This window comes from Enterobacter cloacae complex sp. SHL012 (assembly GCF_049237505.1).
In the GTDB taxonomy this organism is placed as follows: domain Bacteria; phylum Pseudomonadota; class Gammaproteobacteria; order Enterobacterales; family Enterobacteriaceae; genus Enterobacter; species Enterobacter kobei.
In genome coordinates, this window is the sequence record NZ_JBMKIZ010000001.1 from 733,837 (window position 1) to 754,826 (window position 20,990).

The following is a 20,990-nucleotide window of genomic DNA, read 5'->3' on the forward strand; positions in this document are numbered from 1 at the left end:
CAGCCTGATGAAAAAACCCGCCTTCCAGGCGGGTTTTTTTATGTCTGAATACCAAAGAGGTTATTTTCTGTTGCCGTGCTGAATCGCCGTCAGAGAGCCGACTGACAGCGCTTCTTTATAATGCTTACGACAGACCGAGACATAGCGTTCATTGCCGCCTATCACCACCTGCTCCCCATCTGCATAAGGTTTTCCGGCCTGATCGAGTCGAAGCACCATGCTGGCTTTACGTCCGCAGAAGCAGATAGTTTTCAGTTCCACGAGCTTATCTGACCAGGCGAGCAGATACTGGCTCCCGGCGAACAGCTCCCCGCGAAAGTCCGTACGCAGCCCGTAGCACAGGACGGGAATATCCAGCTCATCCACCACTTCAGAGAGCGCATGAACCTGTTCACGCGTCAGGAATTGGCTCTCATCAACCAGAACGCAATGAATAGGCTCTGACGCATGCGCAGCGCGGATGTCATTCAGCAGGTCCGTTTGCGGGTTAAACAATCTGGCTGGCGAAGACAGGCCTATTCTTGAACTCACCTTTCCGGCACCGAAGCGGTCGTCGATTTCAGCGGTATAAACAACGGTACGCATCCCTCGTTCCTGGTAATTGTATGAGGATTGCAGCAGTGCAGTAGATTTGCCGGCATTCATTGCCGAATAGTAGAAATAAAGCTGTGCCATTGGCCGTAAAACCCTAATCAATGTGTAATATTACCGATGATTCATTGTACCATATTTTGTCTGGTCTTCCGCGACAGGCCGCACAGAAGATGCCTTGCTGAAAGGTGTAAAACAGCTACTTCTGACGAAAATAATCCGTTAAAACAGAGAGTAAAGATAAGCTCATTTGTGAATATGTTATAGGGTGAGCCAAACATAACACTTCTTTTTATAGTGGCATCAGCGTTCATTAAAATTCACTATTTATTAACTATTCCTGCCTTAACACCCCAGCCTGGAACTAATACAAAAGGCTGATATTTATCCGCCGAAACTATAATTCCTGCGGTAAATGTCACAAAAAAAAGATGCAATCGGCGGGGTTAAGCAGGTTAACGTGATAACAAGCGACACACAGTCGAAGAGGAAATTTAAGTTAGCGTAATTAATAATAGCGGCTTTATTTAGTATTTTTTGAATTCCTTACATTCCTGGCTATTGCACAACTGAATTTATGGCTCTATTATTAGGACAACAAACCACCCCCCATTATAAGTTTGAGATTACTACAATGAGCGAAGCACTTAAAATTCTGAACAACATCCGTACTCTTCGTGCGCAGGCAAGAGAATGTACCCTTGAAACGCTCGAAGAAATGCTGGAAAAATTAGAAGTTGTAGTTAATGAACGTCGCGAAGAAGAAAGCGCTGCTGCTGCTGAAATCGAAGAGCGTACTCGTAAACTGCAGCAATATCGTGAAATGCTGATTGCTGATGGTATCGATCCAAATGAATTGCTGAACAGCATGGCTGCAGCTAAAACCGGTACCAAAGCAAAACGCGCTGCGCGTCCTGCTAAATATAGCTACGTTGATGAGAACGGCGAAACTAAAACCTGGACTGGCCAGGGCCGCACTCCTGCTGTAATCAAGAAAGCTATGGATGAGCAAGGTAAACAGCTGGATGACTTCCTGATCAAGGATTAATCACGCCGAATTCAGAAAAATCCTGCTTCTGGCGGGATTTTTTTTGGCCGCAATTTATTGCAAACATCCTCTTACACAACGTCATAAAGCGTTATTCATCGATATAGCTATGCTTACAATCAGGCACCCCGGGGCGTTTTATGGGCATAAAAAAACCGGTGGGCAACGCCACACCGGTTTCAGACATTTACACCGGGGAGTTATTTCTTAATACCCATACTCTCTTTGAGCCAGGCTTTAAATTCTTCACCCAGTGAATTGTGGCGAATGCCATATTCAACGAAAGCCTGCATATAACCGAGCTTATTACCGCAGTCATGGCTCTTACCTTTCATATGGTAAGCCTCAACGGTCTCTTTCTCGATCAGCATATCGATAGCATCGGTCAGCTGGATTTCATCCCCTGCGCCTGGAGGCGTTTTCGCCAGCAGAGGCCAGATTTCAGCACTCAGGACATAGCGACCCACAACCGCCAGATTAGAAGGCGCTACGTCGGCTTTAGGCTTCTCTACAACGCCAACCATGGGTACGCTTTCGCCTGGTTCAAGGTTAACGCCTTTGCAGTCAACCACGCCGTAAGCCGTCACGTCATCAACAGGCTCAACCATGATCTGGCTGCTACCCGTTTCATCGAAACGCTTGATCATCTCTGCCAGGTTGTCCTGGGAAAGATCGGATTCGTATTCATCCAGAATAACGTCAGGCAGAATAACCGCTACCGGCTCGTCACCGACAACCGGGTGTGCACACATCACCGCGTGACCCAGGCCTTTAGCCAGCCCCTGACGCACCTGCATAATGGTGACGTGCGGAGGGCAAATAGACTGAACTTCTTCTAATAGCTGGCGCTTAACACGTTTTTCCAGCATGGCTTCGAGTTCAAAACTTGTATCGAAGTGGTTTTCGATAGAGTTTTTTGATGAATGCGTAACCAGCACAATTTCAGTGATGCCGGCTGCGATACACTCATTGACGACATACTGAATTAATGGCTTATCAACCAGAGGCAACATCTCTTTAGGAATCGCCTTAGTTGCTGGTAACATCCTGGTCCCCAATCCCGCTACCGGGATGACGGCCTTTCTGACTTTCGAATTTAGGGCAGCCATTCAAATTCTCCTGAGCTGTTCAAGTTTTGAACTTTTATGCAATAAATAACGCGTTGAGTATATCAGCCTCGCCCTGCAGTCCGGGTCTGAAAAGAACGCGTTGCCGATCAATTAGGACAAATACGCATGATTCTGGGCTGCGATAGTAGCACTCCCAAGAAAACACAGGTAAAGCAATCTTAAAATTACGCTCCAGTTGCTTATTCCGTGGACAACATTAAGCGTAGCCTTCCCCCAGCCCCCCAAATTTGGCACTGCCATGAGGAACAACGGTGGCTAATTTGATTAAGATACGCCGTACCCAGTGTTCCAAGCGGTACACCGTTACTCACCTGAATATGGTGTTCGCCCGTATTCAGTGACGCATTCAGACCTGCTGAAACGAGGATAAGATTTTTTAAACCGCTATGGTAATAACCCACCAGCAGCGGGAACTGTCCCGGTAAATTGGCCTGACGAAAAAGCTGGTTTACTTGTTTGAGTAAACTGCCTAACTCAGGAAGCCGTTGTCCCTGATGCGATAACTGTTCCTGCAATAAACCGTTAAATAGCGCACGAAGTAACAACGCGGCTAATACGCCATTATCCCCTGCACGGGTTACGTCCAGAGAATAAAACGCGAGATCAGAGTCAGACAGTGGCGCAATATCCAGCACCAGCCCAGGCTGGTCAGCCGCCACCAGCTGGCGATAATTTACGCGGCAGTGTGAAATAGTCTGCTGAACGGGTGGCTGAAGTTCTTGCAACAGTTTGGCTGCCGCAGGCGGATCACTTACCAGCGCGTCCCAGTCCTGGAAAAGACGTTCCTCTTCCTCAACGCGGGAATTAAACATATTCGGATAGAGGCACGCTAATACCGTTTCACGTAAACGGTTCAGATCTTTAACGGGTTTAAGCAGGATATCCTGGACGCCAAGGCGCAATGCTTTGGCGATATCCGCCATATTTTCTGTCGCAGAGATCACCAGAATGGGCATCTGGTCACCCTCGTTACGCAGATGTTCAACCAGTTTCAGTCCGTTCATGCGCGGCATCGCGATATCGCAAATCATCAGATCGGGCGCAATGCTGGTCATTTTTTCCAGCGCGTCGATGCCATCTTCAGCCAGTAACGTGTTCGCGCCCAGTGAGGATAACCATGAATCCAGTAGCGATCGGAAAACGGGCTCGTCTTCAACAATCAAAATGTGTTTTCCGGCCAATGGCTGCGTCATGGTTCCTCCCCTGGCTGATAGTTACTAAATAGTGGCATGCTATCGGTACTATCGCCTGTCAGATTTTGCTGAAGTAGTCAAAAAAAGGTGCTTAACGTGCTGTTCGCACAAATGGCAGCAACTCGTCTATTTTCTTTTCGACGGCTAATGAGCCCGCTGCGATGGCGGCCTCAGCCCGATGGAAATCAAGGGTAGAGATTTGTGGACAGTATGGCTGAATAAGAATATCCGGAGGATCGCCAGCCATACGGTTACGTTTAAGGCGATTCTCAAGAACCTGAATAGAGGTGGTCATGATTTCCATCGCCGTCGGTGCGGCGACCGAGCGTCGTGCGGCCAGACGCCCAATCCTTCCACGCAAACGCGCGTGCCAGGCAAGCTTCTCGCCTTCGGCATCTTCGCTCTGGAGATTGACCGGCATAAGGTCTTGCTGCATCAGGTGAGCATCGTGCTGCAAATCCACGGCAATAACGATATCGGCCCCCATGGCACGCGTCAGAGAGATGGGAACAGGATTAACGACGCCACCATCGACAAGCCAATAACCGTTATGGGGGACAGGTGCCATAAGCCCGGGAATGCTGCATGAGGCACGCACCGCAAGGTGAATATCTCCTTCGGTCAGCCAGAGTTCGCGTCCGGTGCTGAGATTCGTCGCGACGGCGCCGAAAGGCATCTGACAATCCGTGAAGTCCTGAAGAGGCATAACCTGGCGGAACTGGTTAAAGACGCGTTCGCCGCGCAACAGTCCTCCGCGCTGCCAGGAGAGATCCATCAGGCGAAGCACGTCCCAGTAGCTGAAGGAACGTACCCAGGTTTCGAGTTCCGGGAGTTTGCCGCACGCATACGCGGAGCCGACAAGCGATCCTATGGAACATCCCGCAACGATATCGACGTCAATGCCCATCTTGTTTAAGGCATTAATCACGCCGATGTGGGACCATCCCCGGGCTGCACCTGAGCCCAGCGCCAGTCCAATTTTAACCTTTCTCATTAGCCCTGTTTTACTTCCCCTGGATTCCTGACATAGCGTCAACGCAACAGCTCAGTTAACATAGTGCTACCCGAGGCGTTTAACGCCCTTATTTTTTATTCCAGGAAGAGAATCGTGTCTCAACTCTGCCCCTGTGGTAGCGCTCTGGAGTATAGCCTATGTTGCCAGCGATATCTTTCTGGCAATCAGGTTGCACCGGACCCGTCACACCTCATGCGTTCACGGTATACTGCTTTTGTGATCAAAGACGCAGACTACCTGATAAAAACCTGGCACCCATCCTGCCACGCCGCCGACTTCAGACAAGAGATCGAAGCCGGGTTTACGCATACCCAATGGCTAGGACTTACCGTCTTTGAATCGTCACCCGGCAGTCACGACGACGAAGGCTTTGTCAGCTTTGTCGCCCGCTTTACCGAGAACAATAAACCTGGCGCCATTATCGAGCGTTCCCGGTTCTTAAAGGAAAGCGGGCAATGGTATTATATTGACGGTACGCGCCCACAGTTTGGTCGTAACGATCCCTGCCCTTGTGGTTCAGGTAAAAAATTTAAAAAGTGTTGCGGGCAGTAACGCCTGACAACCCAGACTTCGCAAATACAAACAGGATTTCCCGGCGATGCAATCATTACAACGTAAAGTTCTGCGCACTATCTGTCCCGATCAAAAAGGGCTGATCGCACGAATTACCAACATTTGCTACAAACATGAACTGAATATCGTGCAGAACAACGAGTTCGTTGACCACCGTACCGGTCGTTTCTTCATGCGAACCGAACTGGAAGGTATTTTCAACGACACCACCCTGCTTGCCGATCTGGACAGCGCGCTGCCGGAAGGTTCGGTGCGTGAGCTGAATCCAGCGGGCCGTCGCCGCGTTGTGATTCTGGTGACGAAAGAAGCTCACTGCCTGGGCGATCTGCTAATGAAAGCCAATTACGGCGGTCTGGATGTTGAAATCGCCGCGGTTATCGGCAACCACGAGACCTTGCGTACGCTGGTTGAACGGTTTGATATTCCGTTTGAACTGGTGAGCCATGAAGGCCATACCCGTGAAGAGCATGACAACCTGATGGCTGAAGCCATTGAAGCGCATAATCCGGACTACGTGGTGCTGGCGAAATATATGCGCGTGCTGACGCCCTCTTTCGTGGCGCGTTTCCCGAACAAGATCATCAACATTCACCACTCATTCCTGCCAGCCTTCATTGGTGCCCGCCCTTACCATCAGGCGTACGAGCGCGGCGTGAAGATCATCGGCGCGACCGCGCACTACGTGAATGACAATCTGGACGAAGGCCCAATCATCATGCAGGACGTCATTCACGTGGATCACACCTACACGGCTGAAGACATGATGCGCGCAGGCCGCGACGTTGAGAAAAATGTGTTAAGCCGTGCGCTGTATCAGGTGCTGGCACAGCGTGTCTTTGTCTACGGTAACAGAACGATTATTCTTTAATCGACAATGAAATGAACTGGTTAGCTTTGCAGCTTTGCGCGTAAAAATCAGGCAACCAGTTTATTTTTATTGTGGTAACGCTTTACAGGGGCGTGTCATTTGATATGATGCGCCCCGCTTCCAGCAGGAAGCGGGCCAGTAAATAGCATTACCCCGTGGTGGGGTTCCCGAGCGGCCAAAGGGAGCAGACTGTAAATCTGCCGTCATCGACTTCGAAGGTTCGAATCCTTCCCCCACCACCATCTCTCAGCATTACCTCAAAATGTGAATTACCCCTGGTGGGGTTCCCGAGCGGCCAAAGGGAGCAGACTGTAAATCTGCCGTCATCGACTTCGAAGGTTCGAATCCTTCCCCCACCACCATCATTTAAAAAAATCATCACAGAACCGAACTTAGCCCACTTTTGTAGGCCGTGTAAGGCGCAGCCGCCACCCGGCGACAGTCAGCTACATCGGTGGCAATCGTCGTTTCACCGGCGAACTCTTCACTATCGACGTATTACACTGCGCATGCTCCGCCAACCCGTCCAGCAACACATCCAGTTGCTCTATCGAGCGCACCACCAGCCTGATCACGAAGCAATCTTCCCCGGTCACTTTGTCGCTCTCAATACACTCCGGCATCGCCTGAATGTACTTATCGACTTTATGCAGCAACCCAGGCAGCGGCCGCACGCGCACCAGCGCCTGCAGCGTATATCCCAACGCCGCCAGATTCACCCGCGCACGATATCCCTGAATCACACCGCGTTCTTCCAGCCTTTTCAGCCGTTCTGCCGTGCTGGGTGAGGTCAAACCGATACGGCCACTGAGCACCTTCAGCGACATGCGCGCATCTTCAACCAGGCAGGTTAATATGTGTCTGTCGATCTCATCGAGAAGGTTTTCCATCGATTTTGCCTCATTTTAAAAAGTCATCACTCTCTTTTACCTTATATCACCCCTGTAAAACCCGACAGCGATTTTCGACAATAAGGTCATTAAATCAGGAGGTGGATAATGCGTGATTTCCATAAAGGCGTCTGGCAAATGAGCCTGGCGATGTTAATTTCCGGCTCTATCGGTGCGTTTGTTTTACTCTCCGGTCTGCCCGTCACGGAAGTGGTCTTCTGGCGCTGTCTTATTGGGGCCATAACACTTTTTATTTTTATCCGGGTCAGTCAAAAGCCCTTTAGTCCCCTCACCCGCACCACGCTGATGCTGGCGATTCTCGGGGGTGTGGCATTAGTTGTGAACTGGCTACTGCTTTTCGCCGCTTACGAACGTATCTCTATTGGCCTGTCTACCGTGGTATATAACACCCAGCCGTTTATGCTGGTATTGATGGGGATGTTTTTAGGTGAGCGCGTCAGCCTGGTAAAATGGGGCTGGCTGTTCCTCGCCTTTGGCGGAGTGGTGATATTGCTCTCCAGTGAGCTGACCGGAGCCCATAACAGTAAATGGCTCGCAGGGGTTGGTCTGGCCATGGCCGCGGCCTTCTTCTATGCGCTGACGGCAATCATTGCGCGCAAACTCAAAACAATCGCCCCACAGCATATCGCTTTTATCCAGGTGCTGACCGGCGTGGTGATGCTGCTGCCTTTTGCCAGTCAGCCGTCGCTCTCCGGTGATTTTCCCTGGCCGATCTTGCTGACGCTGGGCATCGTCCATACCGGTATTATGTATCAACTGCTGTATAGCGCGATCCAGAAACTGCCAACGCCGGTGACCGGCTCCCTGTCGTTTATCTATCCGGTGGTGGCAATTATTGTAGATAATCTGGTGTTCGGACACGCATTGAACCTGACGCAGCTGGCGGGTGGCGCGTTAATCCTGTTTGCCGCAGCGGGCAACAACCTGGGCTGGGGCGAAAAAAAACCCCGCGAGTGCGGGGTTGGTATTAAAACGGTGAATTAGCGACGGGCACGCACAATCTGATACTTGCGCGTCAGGTATTCCACCGGCGCGCTCCAGATGTGTACCAGACGGGAGAACGGGAACAGCACAAACAACGTCATCCCCAGCACCAGGTGAACGCGGAAGATAAACGCCACGCCATCCAGGTGTTCGGACGCGCCACCGTGGAAAGTCACCACGGACTGCGCCCAGCCGACCAGCTTCATCATTTCACTGCCGTCCATATGTTGCGCCGAGAACGGAATGGTCAGCAGACCCAGCGCGCATTGCACCACCAGCAGGGAAAGGATCAGGATGTCCGCCGCGGTGGTCGTTGCCCGCACACGCGGGCTGAACAGACGACGTTTCAGCAACAGCAGGCCCCCGACGAGGGTCATCACGCCGCAGGCACCGCCCGCGATCATCGCCATCTTCTGCTTCACCTCAATCGGCAGCCACGCTTCGTACATCCAGTGCGGGGTCAGCATCCCGAGGAAGTGCCCGGCAAAAATCCCGAGGATCCCGATATGAAACAGGTTAGACGCGACGTGCATCCCCTTACGATCCAGCATCTGGCTGGAGGCAGCACGCCAGGTGTACTGGCCGTAGTCATAACGCAGCCAGCTTCCCACCAGGAACACGGTGCCCGCGATATACGGGTAAATGTCAAAGAAGAACATATTCAGGAAGTGCATTAGTGCCGTCCTCCGTTAGAGATATCCAAATATTGCGGAGCGACCGCCCCGGCAAAACGACGCTGGTGAGCGGAGATTTCAGACTCGCCGCAGCTCTGGTCAGCAAAGAATTTCACCTGCTCTTCCTCCCAGACCGCATCCAGCGCTTGCGGGGTATCATCGCGGGCTTCATCCGCGATTTTCTCCGCCACTTTTTCACTGTCGACTGCGGCGTTTGCCAGCTTCATCAGCAGGTCGAACAGCACCGCATAGCGGCTCTCACGCTGCTGAAGACGCGCGCTGAGCAACGCCAGGATCGGCGCGATGTCCTGCAGACCGCCAAGCGCCTCGTCTTTCGGCAGTTGAGCCAGATACTCCAGGTACAGCGGCAGATGGTCCGGCAGCTCGCGGCTGTCGAGCATCAGGCCGTGCTGCTCGTACTGAGCCATCAGGTCCACCATCGCCTGACCCCGGTCGCGGGATTCACCATGAACGTGTTCGAACAGCAGTAACGACGTTGCACGGCCACGGTCAAACAGCTGGCTGTAGTCCGCCTGCGCGTCGAGCAGATCGCGCGCTAACAGGTCGCGGAGGAAAACGCCCAGCGTCTGGGCATCCTCTTTATCCAGGTTTTCAGATGACGCGAGTGCATCAAAAAGCTCCTGCTGATGCTGCGCAAGCGCAGCATCCGGATACTCGAGCAGACGCGACACAATGACGAGTTCAATCATTGGTGCGGCTCCGTTTTGCTGGTCACATCCATGGCGTCGATGCGGCGGCTGTTAAACAGGTTGAATTTGCTGTCTGACCCATGGCAACCGTCGCCAAAACTAAAGCCACAGCCATTTTTCTCCGGGAAGGCCTCGCGAGCCAGTTCACGGTGGCTGCTCGGCACCACGAAACGGTCTTCATAGTTGGCAATTGCCAGGTAGCGGTACATCTCCTGGGCCTGTGCTTCAGTCAGACCGACCTCGTCCAGCGCGCGGGTATCGTTAACGCCATCAACGGTTTCCGCACGCTTAAAGTGACGCATCGCCAGCATACGTTTCAGCGCCAGCAGTACCGGCTGGGTATCCCCTGCGGTCAGCAGGTTTGCCAGATACTGAACCGGGATACGCAGGCTCTCGACGTCCGGCAGAATGCCGTTGCTGCCCAGCTCGCCTGCATCGGCAGCAGACTGGATTGGCGACAGCGGCGGCACGTACCAGACCATCGGCAGCGTGCGGTATTCCGGATGAAGCGGCAGAGCCAGCTTCCAGTCCATCGCCATTTTATACACCGGCGACTGCTGCGCCGCGTCGATAACGCTCTGTGGAATACCGTCCTTCAGCGCCTGCTCAATGACTTTCGGATCGTTCGGGTCAAGGAACACGTCAAGCTGACGCTGATACAGATCTTTCTCGTTCTCGGTACTCGCGGCATTTTCAATCGCGTCTGCGTCATACAGCAGCACGCCGAGGTAGCGGATACGGCCTACGCAGCTTTCGGAGCAGACGGTTGGCTGACCTGCTTCGATACGCGGGTAGCAGAAGATGCACTTCTCTGATTTCCCGCTCTTCCAGTTGAAGTAGATTTTTTTGTACGGGCAGCCGGTGATGCACATACGCCAGCCGCGGCATTTGTCCTGGTCGATCAGGACGATGCCGTCCTCTTCACGCTTGTAGATGGCGCCGCTTGGGCAGGTCGCCACGCACGCCGGGTTCAGGCAGTGCTCGCAAAGGCGCGGCAGATACATCATGAAGGTGTTTTCGAACTGGCCGTACATCGCCTTCTGCATGTTCTCGAAGTTCTGGTCTTTGGCGCGTTTTTCGAACTCGCCGCCCAGAATCTCCTCCCAGTTTGGACCGCTGGTAATTTTGTCCATGCGCTTGCCGGTGATCAGCGAGCGAGGACGCGCGATCGGCTGGTGTTTGCTTTCTGGCGCGTTGTGCAGGTTCTGGTAGTCATAGTCAAACGGCTCGTAGTAATCCTCAATGCCCGGCAGATGCGGGTTAGCGAAGATTTTTCCCAGAAGCATTGCGCGGTTACCCATGCGCGGCTGCAGCTTGCCGTTGATTTTACGGATCCAACCGCCCTTCCACTTCTCCTGGTTTTCCCAGTCGGTCGGGAAGCCGGTACCCGGCTTGCTTTCCACGTTGTTGAACCAGGCGTACTCCATACCTTCACGGCTGGTCCAGACGTTTTTACAGGTGACCGAGCAGGTGTGACAGCCGATGCATTTATCCAGATTCAGCACCATGCCGACTTGTGAACGAATTTTCATTTTACGCTCTCCTGTACCTGGTCATTACCTTCGCCGTCTAACCAGTTAATGTTCTTCATCTTACGTACCACCACGAACTCATCGCGGTTCGATCCTACGGTGCCGTAGTAGTTAAAGCCGTAGGCCAGCTGCGCATAGCCCCCGATCATATGGGTCGGCTTCGGCGTAATACGGGTCACGGAGTTGTGGATCCCGCCGCGCTGTTCGGTGATTTCTGACCCCGGCAGGTTAACGATACGTTCCTGCGCGTGGTACATCATGGTCATCCCGGCCGGTACGCGCTGGCTCACCACCGCACGCGCCGTCAGGGCACCGTTGCTGTTAAACACCTCGATCCAGTCGTTATCTTCAATACCCAGATCTTTGGCATCCGTCTCGCTCATCCAGACAATCGGACCGCCGCGCGAAAGCGTCAGCATCAGCAGGTTGTCGCTATAGGTCGAGTGGATCCCCCACTTCTGGTGCGGCGTCAGGAAGTTCAGCGCCTTTTCAGGGTTACCGTTGGATTTCGCGCCCATAACTGCGGTGACGGAGCGGGTGTCGATTGGCGGACGGTACACCAGCAGGCTTTCACCGAAGTCACGCATCCACTGGTGATCCTGATACAGGGACTGACGACCGGACAGCGTGCGCCATGGGATCAACTCGTGAACGTTGGTGTAACCGGCGTTATAGGAGACATGCTCATCTTCAAGTCCTGACCAGGTCGGGCTGGAGATAATCTTGCGCGGCTGGGCCTGAATATCGCGGAAGCGGATTTTCTCTTCCTCTTTATTCGTTGCCAGATGCGTGTGGTCACGACCGGTAAACTCGCTCAGCGCTGCCCACGCCTTCACCGCCACATGGCCGTTGGTTTCCGGCGCCAGGGTCAGGATCATCTCTGCGGCATCAATCGCCGTGTTCAGCATTGGCTGGCCTTTCGCCGGGCCGTCCGCTTTGGTGTAATTGAGCTTACGCAGCAGATCCATTTCGCTCTGGGTATTCCAGGCAATCCCTTTCCCGCCGTTACCGATTTTCTCCATCAGCGGACCGATAGAGGTAAATCGCTCGTACGTCGCCGGGTAATCACGCTCCACTGGAATGATGTGCGGCGCGGTCACGCCCGGGATCAGGTCACATTCGCCTTTTTTCCAGTCTTTGACGTCCAGCGGCTGCGCCAGCTCTGCCGCAGAGTCGTGCTGGATTGGCAGCGTCACCACGTCGGTCTCTTTGCCCAGATGCCCGACGCACACTTCAGAGAATTTCTTCGCGATATCTTTGTAGATATCCCAGTCGCTTTTCGACTCCCACGCCGGGTCAACCGCGGCAGACAGCGGATGAATAAACGGATGCATATCCGAGGTATTCATGTCGTCTTTTTCGTACCAGGTCGCGGTTGGCAGCACGATATCGGAATATAGGCAGGTACTGGACAGACGGAAGTCGAGGGTCACCACCAGATCCAGCTTGCCGTCCAGACCGTTGTCTTTCCATTCCACCTCTTCCGGCTTCACGCCGCCCTGCTTGCCGAGATCTTTCCCCTGGATACCGTTCTCGGTACCGAGCAGGTATTTCAGCATGTACTCATGACCTTTACCGGACGAGCCCAGCAGGTTGGAGCGCCAGATGAACAGGTTACGCGGATGGTTTTTGCCGTTCTCTGGCTGTTCAGCCGCGAAACGGATTGAGCCGTCTTTCAGGGACTTAACGGTGTAATCCACCGGTGACATTCCTGCTTTTTTCGCCTCTTCCGCGATGCGCAGCGGGTTAGTCCCCAGCTGCGGCGCAGACGGCAGCCAGCCCATGCGCTCAGCGCGGACGTTGAAGTCAATCAGGTGGCCGCTGTAGCGGGATTTATCCGCCATTGGCGACAGCAATTCCTGCGCGGTAACCGTCTCGTAGCGCCACTGGCTGGAGTGGTTATAGAAGTACGAGGTACTGTTCATGTGACGTGCAGGACGCTGCCAGTCAAGGGCAAACGCCAGCGGCTGCCAGCCGGTCTGCGGACGCAGTTTTTCCTGGCCTACGTAGTGGGCCCAACCGCCGCCGCTCTGACCGACACAGCCGCAGAAGATCAGCATGTTGATCAGGCCACGATAGTTCATATCGAGGTGATACCAGTGATTCAGACCCGCGCCGACGATGATCATTGAGCGACCGTGCGTCTTATCCGCGTTTTCTGCAAATTCGCGGGCGATACGGGTAATCTGTGCGCGAGGAACGCCGGTGATCTGCTCCGCCCATGCCGGGGTATAGGCTTTTACGTCGTCATAGCTGGTTGTGCAGTTTTCATCATTCAGACCCCGTTCCAGACCGTAGTTCGCCATGGTCAAATCGTAAACGGTAGTGACGAGCGCCGTTGAGCCATCAGCCAGCTGCAGGCGTTTAACCGGCAGTTTATGCATCAGAACATTTTTCAGTTCAACCTTGTTGAAGTGCTCTGATCCTTCGCCTCCAAAGTACGGGAAGCCGACCTCGGCGATCTCGTCCTGGCTGCCCAGCATGCTGAGACGCAGTTCCGTCTCTTCACCGGTGGTACCGTTACGCTGTTCGAGGTTCCACTTGCCCTTCTCACCCCAGCGGAAGCCGATAGAGCCGTTAGGCGCCACCAGCTCGCCGTTGCTGTTATACGCAACGGTTTTCCATTCAGGGTTATTTTCCTGGCCCAGCGCGTCCACCAGATCGGCGGCGCGCAGCGTACGGCCAGCGGCGTAGTAACCGTCACGCTCTTCCAGCATCACCAGCATCGGCATGTCGGTGTAGCGACGTACATAGTCGGTGAAATACTGGCTTGGTTTATCGAGGTGGAATTCGCGCAGCATAACGTGGCCCATCGCCATCGCCATCGCGGCGTCGGTACCCTGTTTCGGTGCCAGCCACAGGTCACACAGTTTGGCAATTTCCGCGTAGTCCGGGGTGATCGCAACGGTTTTGGTCCCTTTGTAGCGGACTTCGGTAAAGAAGTGCGCGTCCGGGGTACGGGTCTGCGGAACGTTAGAGCCCCAGGCGATGAGGTAGCTTGAGTTGTACCAGTCAGCAGATTCCGGCACGTCGGTTTGCTCGCCCCATGTCTGCGGAGACGCAGGCGGCAGGTCGCAGTACCAGTCGTAGAAGCTCAGACAGGTGCCGCCGATCAGTGACAGATAGCGCGCGCCGGAGGCGTAAGAGACCATCGACATCGCCGGGATCGGCGAGAAGCCTGCCACGCGGTCAGGGCCGTAGGTTTTGACAGTGTAGACGTTAGAGGCGGCAATCAGCTCGTTCACCTCTTTCCAGGAGGAACGAACAAAGCCACCGCGGCCGCGAGCCTGCTTAAAGCTTTTCGCTTTATCCGCATCTTCGATGATGGACGCCCAGGCATCAACCGGATCGCTGTGCTGCACTTTTGCTTCACGCCACATTTTCATCAGACGCTTACGCATCAGCGGGTATTTCAGACGGTTAGCGCTATAGAGATACCAGGAGTAGCTGGCGCCACGCGGGCAGCCGCGCGGTTCGTGGTTCGGCATATCCGGGCGGGTGCGCGGATAGTCGGTCTGCTGCATTTCCCAGGTCACCAGACCGTTTTTAACGAAAATCTTCCAGCTACATGAGCCAGTGCAGTTTACGCCGTGGGTAGAACGGACAACTTTGTCATGCTGCCAGCGTTGACGGTAACCGTCTTCCCAGTCCCGGTTGGTATCCAGAACCTGGCCGTGCCCATCGGCAAAAGTTTCACCCTTCTGTTTGAAGTAGCGAAACCGGTCCAAAAATTTGCTCATCGGGTATCTCCTGTGTGGAGCCTGTGGCTCTCTAAATCGACATTGCTGATTTGCAGCGAAGGTAACGCTCTGAAAGAGGAGGAGAATTGATAACGATCAAGGCGACGAGGGACTTTCAGGGGTGGGGTTAGGCCAAATACCACCAAAGCGGTAGATTTTAAAAATTCATAATAATATGATTTTTAATGATATTTTCATTTCATCGTACAATAACCACGGCAAAATTTAACATCTCAGGTATTAAGGGGTAGACCTCCCTGCAAGGCGACGGCGATCACAGTGTTACCGGCGCACTTCTGTGCAAACCGAACAGTATGTTGTAACTACTTCCAGATCAAAAAAAACGCGGCCCCAAGGCCGCGCAAACGGATAATCACACTTACTTATTTTTCTTGGTATTACGGCCATATACCAGCCACGTAATCACAACGCAGGCGATATAGAAAACAAGGAACACTTTCATCGCACCCGCCGGGGAACCGGTCAGGTCAAGCGAAATACCGAACGCTTTCGGGATAAAGAAGCCGCCAATGGCACCGATGGCAGAGATAAAGCCCAGCGCAGCAGCGGTATCCGTCGCCGCTTCACGCATCGCCTGCTCTTCGCTTCCACCCTGCGCTTTCACACGATCCATCGTCAGCTTACGGAAGATCACGGAGATCATCTGGAAGGTGGACGCACTCCCCAAACCGGCCGTCAGGAACAGCACCATAAACACGCCGAAGAAGGCGATGAAGTTTCCGCCCTGTCCGTCCGCTGGCAGCGTCAGGAACAGCAGCGCACAGAAGACCGCCATCACGACAAAGTTCACCAGCGTCACGCGAGTACCGCCCAGACGGTCAGAAACCATGCCGCCCAGTGAGCGAGCCAGCGCGCCAATAAATGGACCAAAGAAGGCGAATTGCAGGATCTGCACGTCCGGGAACTGGGTTTTCGACAGCATGGCGAAACCGGCAGAGAAACCGATAAACGACCCGAAGGTGGCCAGATACAGCAGCGCCATCACCCAAAGGTGTCCACGTTTCAGCACCGGCAGCTGTTCACTCAGTGACGCCTTCGACGCAGACAGATCGTTCATAAAGAACCACGCAGCCAGGGTGAAGACCACCAGGAACGGCACCCAAATCCAGGCGGCGTTCTGCAGGTAGAGGGAAGAACCATCCGCCTGTTCAACGCCACCGCCACCAAAGGCAGCAAAAATGGACACCGAGATCGCCAGCGGCGCGATCAGCTGCATCACGCTCACGCCCATGTTGCCCAGACCACCGTTAATGCCCAGCGCGCCACCCTGTTTCGCTTTCGGGAAGAAGAAGCTGATGTTCGCCATACTGGAAGCGAAGTTCGCACCCGCAAAACCGCACAGCAGGGAGATGATCACGAACACGCTGAACGGCGTGGACGTATCCTGCACCGCGAAGCCGAGCCACACGCAAGGCACGATCATGATCCCGGTACTGAATGCCGTCCAGCGACGGCCACCAAAGACCGGCACCATAAAGGCGTAAGGAACGCGCAGCAGCGCGCCTGACAGCGACGGCAACGCGGTCAGCATAAACAGCTGATCGGTTGTGAACGTAAACCCAACTTTTGGCAGATTTACCGCCACTGCACTAAACAACATCCATACGCAAAACGCTAATAACAGACACGGAACGGAAATCCACAGATTCCGGCTTGCTACACGATGGCCGCGCTGTTGCCAGAACGCCGGATCCTCTGGACGCCAGTCTGTAATAACGGCACCATTTTCCCTTTCGGGAGCGGATGAGTGACTCATAGACACCTCTGATTCTCGAATGATGCTGCAAACATTAGGGTTTTAGGGCGGCGGTAAGTTGATATAAATCAAAGGAAAAGTGCGAGGATTTGCGGCGCGAAAAAAGGTCTTATCCTTAGTGAGTAGGCAAATCAGGTCAAAAAGACGTTGTTTTTCACGGCGCTGACGCGTCCCTGCTCCCCCTACCCTCAGATGCATACTCCACTGGCAATTTAGGAGTAATCATTTATAGGTATGGGTATACTCCAGGGTATGCACCAGAATAGCGCCATTCCTGCAAGCAGGCCACGTCAGGAGCCCGGCAACTCTATGTTAAAAAGATGTTTATCACCGCTGACACTCGTCAATCAGTTAGCCCTGATCGTTTTGCTGTCCACCGCACTCGGCGTGACCGGCATGGCGATTTCCGGCTGGCTGGTACAAGGGGTACAGGGTAATGCGCATGCCATCAATGAGGCAGGCTCGCTACGCATGCAGAGTTACCGTCTGCTGGCGTCGGTGCCTCTGACGCAGGACGACCAGCCTCTCATTGATGAAATGGAGCGCACGGCTTTCAGCCCTGAACTGGAAAATGCAGCCATCCGCGCCGGTCAGCAATCCCAGCTTAAAGCCCTTCAGGGCTACTGGCACACCCAACTGGAACCTGGACTGAAACAGGCGCAAAGCCCTGAGACGGTCGCGCAGGACGTGGCGGGTTTTGTCTCACGCATTGATGCCCTGGTCTCCTCTTTTGACCAAACCACTGAATTACGCATCGATCGGGTGGTGATGGTACACCGTGCCATGGCGCTGTTTATGGGCCTGCTGCTGATCTTCACCATTATCTGGCTCCGCGCGCGGCTGCTGAATCCGTGGAAACAGCTGCTGGCCATGGCCCGGGCGGTAACCGCCCGGGATTTTACCCAGCGCACGCACATCAGCGGACGCAACGAAATGGCGATGCTCGGCCAGGCGCTCAACACCATGTCGGCAGAGCTCTCCGAAAGCTACGCGGTGCTTGAGCAGCGCGTACAGGAAAAAACGGCCGGGCTGGAGCAGAAAAACGAAATTCTCTCTTTCCTGTGGCAGGCCAACCGCCGGCTGCACATGCAGGTGCCGCTCTGTGAACGCCTCTCCCCGGTGCTGAATGGCCTGCAAAATCTGACCCTGCTGCATGACCTGGAACTGCGCGTTTACGACGTGGAAGATGAAGATAATCATCAGGAGTTTACCTGTCAGTCCGACATGTCCTGTGATGATAAAGGCTGTCATTTATGCCCTCGCGGCCTGCCGCCGTCGACCACTGGCGGCACGACGCTGAAATGGCGACTAACGGACAGCCATACCCAGTACGGTATTCTGCTGGCGACCCTGCCCGCCGGGCGTCACCTGAGCCACGATCAGCAACAGCTGGTTGATACGCTGGTTGAACAGCTAACGGCCACGCTGGCGCTCGACAGGCATCAGGAAAAACAGCAGCAGCTGATCGTTATGGAAGAACGCGCCACCATCGCCCGCGAGCTGCATGACTCAATCGCCCAATCGCTCTCCTGTATGAAAATGCAGGTAAGCTGCCTGCAGATGCAGGATGCGCAGATGCCGGACAGTAATAAACAGCTGCTCAGCCAGATACGCAACGAGCTGAATACGTCCTGGGTACAGCTGCGTGAGCTGCTGACCACCTTCCGCCTGCAGCTGACCGAGCCGGGCCTGCGTCCGGCGCTGGAAGCCAGCTGTCAGGAGTTTAGCGCCCGGCTGGGGTTCCCGGTGAAGCTGGATTACCAGCTGCCGCCGCGGTTTGTCCCGTCACATCAGGCCATTCATCTACTGCAGATCGCCCGTGAAGCACTCAGCAACGTGCTTAAACACGCGGAAGCGACGGCGGTCACGGTCACCGTCAGCCAGCACGCTAACCAGGTCAGACTCACGGTTCACGACAACGGCCGCGGCGTGCCGGAAAATGCCGAGCGCACGAACCACTATGGTTTAATCATTATGCGAGACCGCGCCCAAAGCCTGCGCGGTGATTGTCAGGTTCGCCGGAGAGAGACGGGTGGCACGGAAGTCGTGGTCACCTTTATTCCCGAAAAACCGCTTACAACTTCTCAAGGAGAAACCCATGACTAATCAGGAACCGGCATCCATCCTGTTGATCGACGACCATCCGATGCTGCGTACTGGCGTAAAACAGCTGGTCAGCATGGCACCCGATATTACCGTGGTTGGCGAAGCCAGCAACGGGGAACAGGGCATTGAGCTCGCCGAGTCCCTCGATCCCGATCTGATCCTGCTCGATCTGAACATGCCCGGCATGAACGGCCTGGAGACCCTCGACAAGCTGCGGGAAAAATCGCTTTCCGGACGCATCGTCGTCTTTAGCGTCTCGAACCATGAAGAAGATGTGGTCACGGCGCTGAAGCGCGGCGCGGATGGTTATCTGCTGAAAGATATGGAGCCGGAAGATCTGCTTAAAGCACTGCAGCAGGCTGCGGCCGGCGAGATGGTGCTGAGTGAAGCCCTGACGCCGGTGCTGGCCGCCAGCCTGCGGGCCAACCGCGCCACGTCTGACCGTGACGTCAGCCAGTTAACACCGCGCGAACGCGATATTCTCAAACTAATCGCCCAGGGGCTGCCGAATAAAATGATCGCCCGCCGTCTGGATATCACCGAAAGCACGGTCAAAGTGCATGTGAAGCATATGCTGAAGAAAATGAAGTTAAAATCCCGCGTTGAGGCCGCCGTGTGGGTACATCAGGAACGCATTTTCTAAGGATTACTCATCCGGCAGCAGCTTCCAGCGCGGGTCGTCGTCAGGTATAGCGATCAGCGGCTGCACCACCGCAAGCGTGATCTCATTGGACGAGACGCGCTGGCCCTTCTCATCTTCCACTACCGCCGAAAGATGCCAGCGGTTTGTCGCGCCTTCTGCCTCATTCCAGGCAGGCATAATCACGCTCCAGCCGTCGCTGCTGTTACCCTTCCCGGGCGACGTCAGGCTCAGTGCCTGGGTATCGCCCTGCCAGTGGATCTGACGGATGCCGTGCGTGCTACGAATCTGTAGCTTCAGCATGACGGTTTCCCCCCCTTTCAGATCCCACGGTGGCGTAGCCAGCCAGACGGACAGCGTTTTACGCTGGCGGAACTCCATAATCGGAAGGCTGTTGCGCTCGGGGGAATCATAGCGGCTGCCACGCAGAGAACGCGTGGCCGCAACTTCACTGGCGGAGAGTTGCTTTACCAGCGGCACGCCAAAGCGGTAGTTAAGCTTCAGGCCGAGGTTATTCTGGCTTTCGCCGCTTTCACCCTGCTTATGCGCGGCGGTCAGCGTGACCAGCGGAACCGGGGTATAGTTAAGCCCAAGATTGACCGCCACCGGGTTGTGATAGCCGGTTCCGCTGTTGAAGAGATCAACGTTGTCGCCAAAATACTGCTCGACGCTTACGCTGGTGTTCAGGTGATGAAACCACGGCAGCCAGGCTTTGGCGGTGACATCATATCCCCGCGCCATTCGCTGTTCCTGAACATCAGATCTGTCGCGCCATCCGGCAAACGGCTGGTAATAGTTCGCTGACAGGCGCAGATTCTCCCCCCACACCTCGGCGCCCAGTCCGGCACGCTGCAGGTTTTCGTCCAGCAGATTATCGTAGAAGGTGTTATAGCCCAGCAGCCATTTTCCGGCGACCCAGCGCTGGCCGATTCCGGCGTTACTGACCAGGCCATCCGTCTGCTGCGTCAGGCCAAGCTGGCTCCAGCTCAGGTAACGGTTGTTATCGTTCCAGGGGATAAACCAGCTCCCGCTGCTGCCGTTAAATTTGCCCTCGTTATCCACCAGTAAATTGACGCTGGCGTTCCCCCAGGGCGACAGCCAGGACTCAATCTGCTGGTTCACTTCGCCGCTCACCGCGTCGCGCACCTGACCAAAGGCAAACTGACGCGCCTGCTCGCCCGTTGTCAGGCCGTTGTCGGTCATACTGGCTTCACCAAAGGCTTTCGCCATTTCGGCCAGGTGCTTTTCCCCTTCCCCTGAGGGAGCAGCCATACCCAGGTCGGGCAGATTATCCCCGTTATTATCAAAAGGATTTTGTGCCTGCTGGATAAAGGAACGCGGCGCACCGTGAACGGCTCCGGCCGTAAGAAAGGGGAGTAAGAGCAGAAAACGAATGCGGGACGATACAACCATCAACGTCGTAAAAAAGAACCTGTGTTTATGGATAAACTCTTATTATGTTAACGCGATAAGCCTGGAAATGCAGTTCTGGCGGAAA

At 54.5% G+C, this 20,990-nt stretch carries 17 protein-coding genes and 2 tRNA genes; 8 read left to right on the forward strand and 11 right to left on the reverse strand.

The window, feature by feature from the left end; all coding sequences use genetic code 11:
• Positions 1-60: 60 nt before the first annotated feature.
• On the reverse strand, positions 61-675 hold the full coding sequence (tdk, locus tag ACOTY9_RS03535; protein ID WP_348565457.1) for a thymidine kinase: 615 nt from the start codon (positions 673-675) through the stop codon (positions 61-63).
• A 550-nt stretch (positions 676-1,225) separates the two neighbouring features.
• On the opposite strand from tdk, the gene hns reads away from it, so the two are divergent.
• Positions 1,226-1,639, forward strand: coding sequence for a histone-like nucleoid-structuring protein H-NS (gene hns, locus ACOTY9_RS03540; protein ID WP_008502781.1), 414 nt, complete (start codon positions 1,226-1,228; stop codon positions 1,637-1,639).
• A gap of 200 nt (positions 1,640-1,839) precedes the next feature.
• Here hns and galU read toward each other — a convergent pair whose 3' ends face one another.
• The 3 genes from galU to rssA form a co-directional block, all read right to left on the reverse strand.
• A complete protein-coding gene (gene galU / locus ACOTY9_RS03545; RefSeq protein WP_045135479.1) occupies positions 1,840-2,748 on the reverse strand; it encodes a UTP--glucose-1-phosphate uridylyltransferase GalU in 909 nt (302 codons plus the stop codon).
• A 200-nt stretch (positions 2,749-2,948) separates the two neighbouring features.
• Positions 2,949-3,962 (reverse strand): two-component system response regulator RssB, encoded by a 1,014-nt coding sequence (gene rssB, locus ACOTY9_RS03550; RefSeq protein ID WP_014884168.1) that lies wholly within the window; start codon positions 3,960-3,962, stop codon positions 2,949-2,951.
• Positions 3,963-4,053: 91 nt separating this feature from the next.
• Positions 4,054-4,956 (reverse strand): patatin-like phospholipase RssA, encoded by a 903-nt coding sequence (gene rssA / locus ACOTY9_RS03555; RefSeq protein WP_014884169.1) that lies wholly within the window; start codon positions 4,954-4,956, stop codon positions 4,054-4,056.
• 114 nt (positions 4,957-5,070) lie between these two features.
• On the opposite strand from rssA, the gene ACOTY9_RS03560 reads away from it, so the two are divergent.
• The 4 genes from ACOTY9_RS03560 (at position 5,071) to ACOTY9_RS03575 (ending at position 6,780) form a co-directional block, all read left to right on the forward strand.
• Entirely contained in the window at positions 5,071-5,529 is a 459-nt protein-coding gene (locus ACOTY9_RS03560; protein WP_023330576.1) for a YchJ family protein, read from the forward strand.
• A gap of 46 nt (positions 5,530-5,575) precedes the next feature.
• Entirely contained in the window at positions 5,576-6,418 is an 843-nt protein-coding gene (gene purU / locus ACOTY9_RS03565; RefSeq protein WP_014884171.1) for a formyltetrahydrofolate deformylase, read from the forward strand.
• Positions 6,419-6,575: 157 nt separating this feature from the next.
• Positions 6,576-6,660 (forward strand) — tRNA-Tyr (locus ACOTY9_RS03570).
• Between the two features lie 35 nt (positions 6,661-6,695).
• Positions 6,696-6,780: transfer RNA gene (locus ACOTY9_RS03575), tRNA-Tyr, on the forward strand.
• A gap of 84 nt (positions 6,781-6,864) precedes the next feature.
• Here ACOTY9_RS03575 and ACOTY9_RS03580 read toward each other — a convergent pair.
• Complete coding sequence (locus ACOTY9_RS03580; RefSeq protein WP_032636269.1) at positions 6,865-7,308, reverse strand: Lrp/AsnC family transcriptional regulator; 444 nt, start codon at positions 7,306-7,308, stop codon at positions 6,865-6,867.
• Positions 7,309-7,416: 108 nt separating this feature from the next.
• On the opposite strand from ACOTY9_RS03580, the gene ACOTY9_RS03585 reads away from it, so the two are divergent.
• A complete protein-coding gene (locus ACOTY9_RS03585) occupies positions 7,417-8,313 on the forward strand; it encodes a DMT family transporter (protein ID WP_023330578.1) in 897 nt (298 codons plus the stop codon).
• Here ACOTY9_RS03585 and narI read toward each other — a convergent pair.
• The 5 genes from narI to ACOTY9_RS03610 all read right to left on the reverse strand — a co-directional run bounded on the left by narI (position 8,310) and on the right by ACOTY9_RS03610 (position 16,746).
• Positions 8,310-8,987, reverse strand: a complete 678-nt coding sequence (narI, locus tag ACOTY9_RS03590; RefSeq protein ID WP_023330579.1) for a respiratory nitrate reductase subunit gamma — start codon at positions 8,985-8,987, stop codon at positions 8,310-8,312. The genes ACOTY9_RS03585 and narI overlap by 4 nt on opposite strands.
• Positions 8,987-9,697: a nitrate reductase molybdenum cofactor assembly chaperone gene (gene narJ, locus ACOTY9_RS03595; protein WP_023338399.1), complete on the reverse strand. Its 711-nt coding sequence runs from the start codon at positions 9,695-9,697 to the stop codon at positions 8,987-8,989. The genes narI and narJ overlap by 1 nt, the downstream gene beginning before the upstream one ends.
• Entirely contained in the window at positions 9,694-11,229 is a 1,536-nt protein-coding gene (gene narH / locus ACOTY9_RS03600) for a nitrate reductase subunit beta (protein WP_023330580.1), read from the reverse strand. Before narH ends, narJ begins: the two co-directional genes overlap by 4 nt.
• Positions 11,226-14,969: a nitrate reductase subunit alpha gene (locus ACOTY9_RS03605; RefSeq protein ID WP_348565456.1), complete on the reverse strand. Its 3,744-nt coding sequence runs from the start codon at positions 14,967-14,969 to the stop codon at positions 11,226-11,228. The genes narH and ACOTY9_RS03605 overlap by 4 nt, the downstream gene beginning before the upstream one ends.
• Positions 14,970-15,348: 379 nt before the next feature.
• On the reverse strand, positions 15,349-16,746 hold the full coding sequence (locus ACOTY9_RS03610) for a NarK family nitrate/nitrite MFS transporter (RefSeq protein WP_014884177.1): 1,398 nt from the start codon (positions 16,744-16,746) through the stop codon (positions 15,349-15,351).
• A 309-nt stretch (positions 16,747-17,055) separates the two neighbouring features.
• On the opposite strand from ACOTY9_RS03610, the gene narX reads away from it, so the two are divergent.
• Both narX and narL read left to right on the forward strand, forming a co-directional pair.
• Entirely contained in the window at positions 17,056-18,852 is a 1,797-nt protein-coding gene (gene narX, locus ACOTY9_RS03615) for a nitrate/nitrite two-component system sensor histidine kinase NarX (RefSeq protein WP_014884178.1), read from the forward strand.
• Positions 18,845-19,495 (forward strand): two-component system response regulator NarL, encoded by a 651-nt coding sequence (gene narL, locus ACOTY9_RS03620; RefSeq protein ID WP_008499531.1) that lies wholly within the window; start codon positions 18,845-18,847, stop codon positions 19,493-19,495. The genes narX and narL overlap by 8 nt, the downstream gene beginning before the upstream one ends.
• Positions 19,496-19,498: 3 nt before the next feature.
• Here narL and ACOTY9_RS03625 read toward each other — a convergent pair whose 3' ends face one another.
• Positions 19,499-20,905, reverse strand: a complete 1,407-nt coding sequence (locus ACOTY9_RS03625; RefSeq protein WP_096218496.1) for a YchO/YchP family invasin — start codon at positions 20,903-20,905, stop codon at positions 19,499-19,501.
• Positions 20,906-20,990 lie beyond the last annotated feature (85 nt).

Bases quoted from the DNA above. Each gene is read 5' to 3' on its own strand.
- tdk (WP_348565457.1), bottom strand. From the start codon at position 675: ATGGCACAGCTTTATTTCTACTATTCGGCAATGAATGCCGGCAAATCT.
- hns (WP_008502781.1), top strand. From the start codon at position 1,226: ATGAGCGAAGCACTTAAAATTCTGAACAACATCCGTACTCTTCGTGCG.
- galU (WP_045135479.1), bottom strand. From the start codon at position 2,748: ATGGCTGCCCTAAATTCGAAAGTCAGAAAGGCCGTCATCCCGGTAGCG.
- rssB (WP_014884168.1), bottom strand. From the start codon at position 3,962: ATGACGCAGCCATTGGCCGGAAAACACATTTTGATTGTTGAAGACGAG.
- rssA (WP_014884169.1), bottom strand. From the start codon at position 4,956: ATGAGAAAGGTTAAAATTGGACTGGCGCTGGGCTCAGGTGCAGCCCGG.
- purU (WP_014884171.1), top strand. From the start codon at position 5,576: ATGCAATCATTACAACGTAAAGTTCTGCGCACTATCTGTCCCGATCAA.
- ACOTY9_RS03580 (WP_032636269.1), bottom strand. From the start codon at position 7,308: ATGGAAAACCTTCTCGATGAGATCGACAGACACATATTAACCTGCCTG.
- ACOTY9_RS03585 (WP_023330578.1), top strand. From the start codon at position 7,417: ATGCGTGATTTCCATAAAGGCGTCTGGCAAATGAGCCTGGCGATGTTA.
- narI (WP_023330579.1), bottom strand. From the start codon at position 8,987: ATGCACTTCCTGAATATGTTCTTCTTTGACATTTACCCGTATATCGCG.
- narJ (WP_023338399.1), bottom strand. From the start codon at position 9,697: ATGATTGAACTCGTCATTGTGTCGCGTCTGCTCGAGTATCCGGATGCT.
- narH (WP_023330580.1), bottom strand. From the start codon at position 11,229: ATGAAAATTCGTTCACAAGTCGGCATGGTGCTGAATCTGGATAAATGC.
- ACOTY9_RS03605 (WP_348565456.1), bottom strand. From the start codon at position 14,969: ATGAGCAAATTTTTGGACCGGTTTCGCTACTTCAAACAGAAGGGTGAA.
- ACOTY9_RS03610 (WP_014884177.1), bottom strand. From the start codon at position 16,746: ATGAGTCACTCATCCGCTCCCGAAAGGGAAAATGGTGCCGTTATTACA.
- narX (WP_014884178.1), top strand. From the start codon at position 17,056: ATGTTAAAAAGATGTTTATCACCGCTGACACTCGTCAATCAGTTAGCC.
- narL (WP_008499531.1), top strand. From the start codon at position 18,845: ATGACTAATCAGGAACCGGCATCCATCCTGTTGATCGACGACCATCCG.
- ACOTY9_RS03625 (WP_096218496.1), bottom strand. From the start codon at position 20,905: ATGGTTGTATCGTCCCGCATTCGTTTTCTGCTCTTACTCCCCTTTCTT.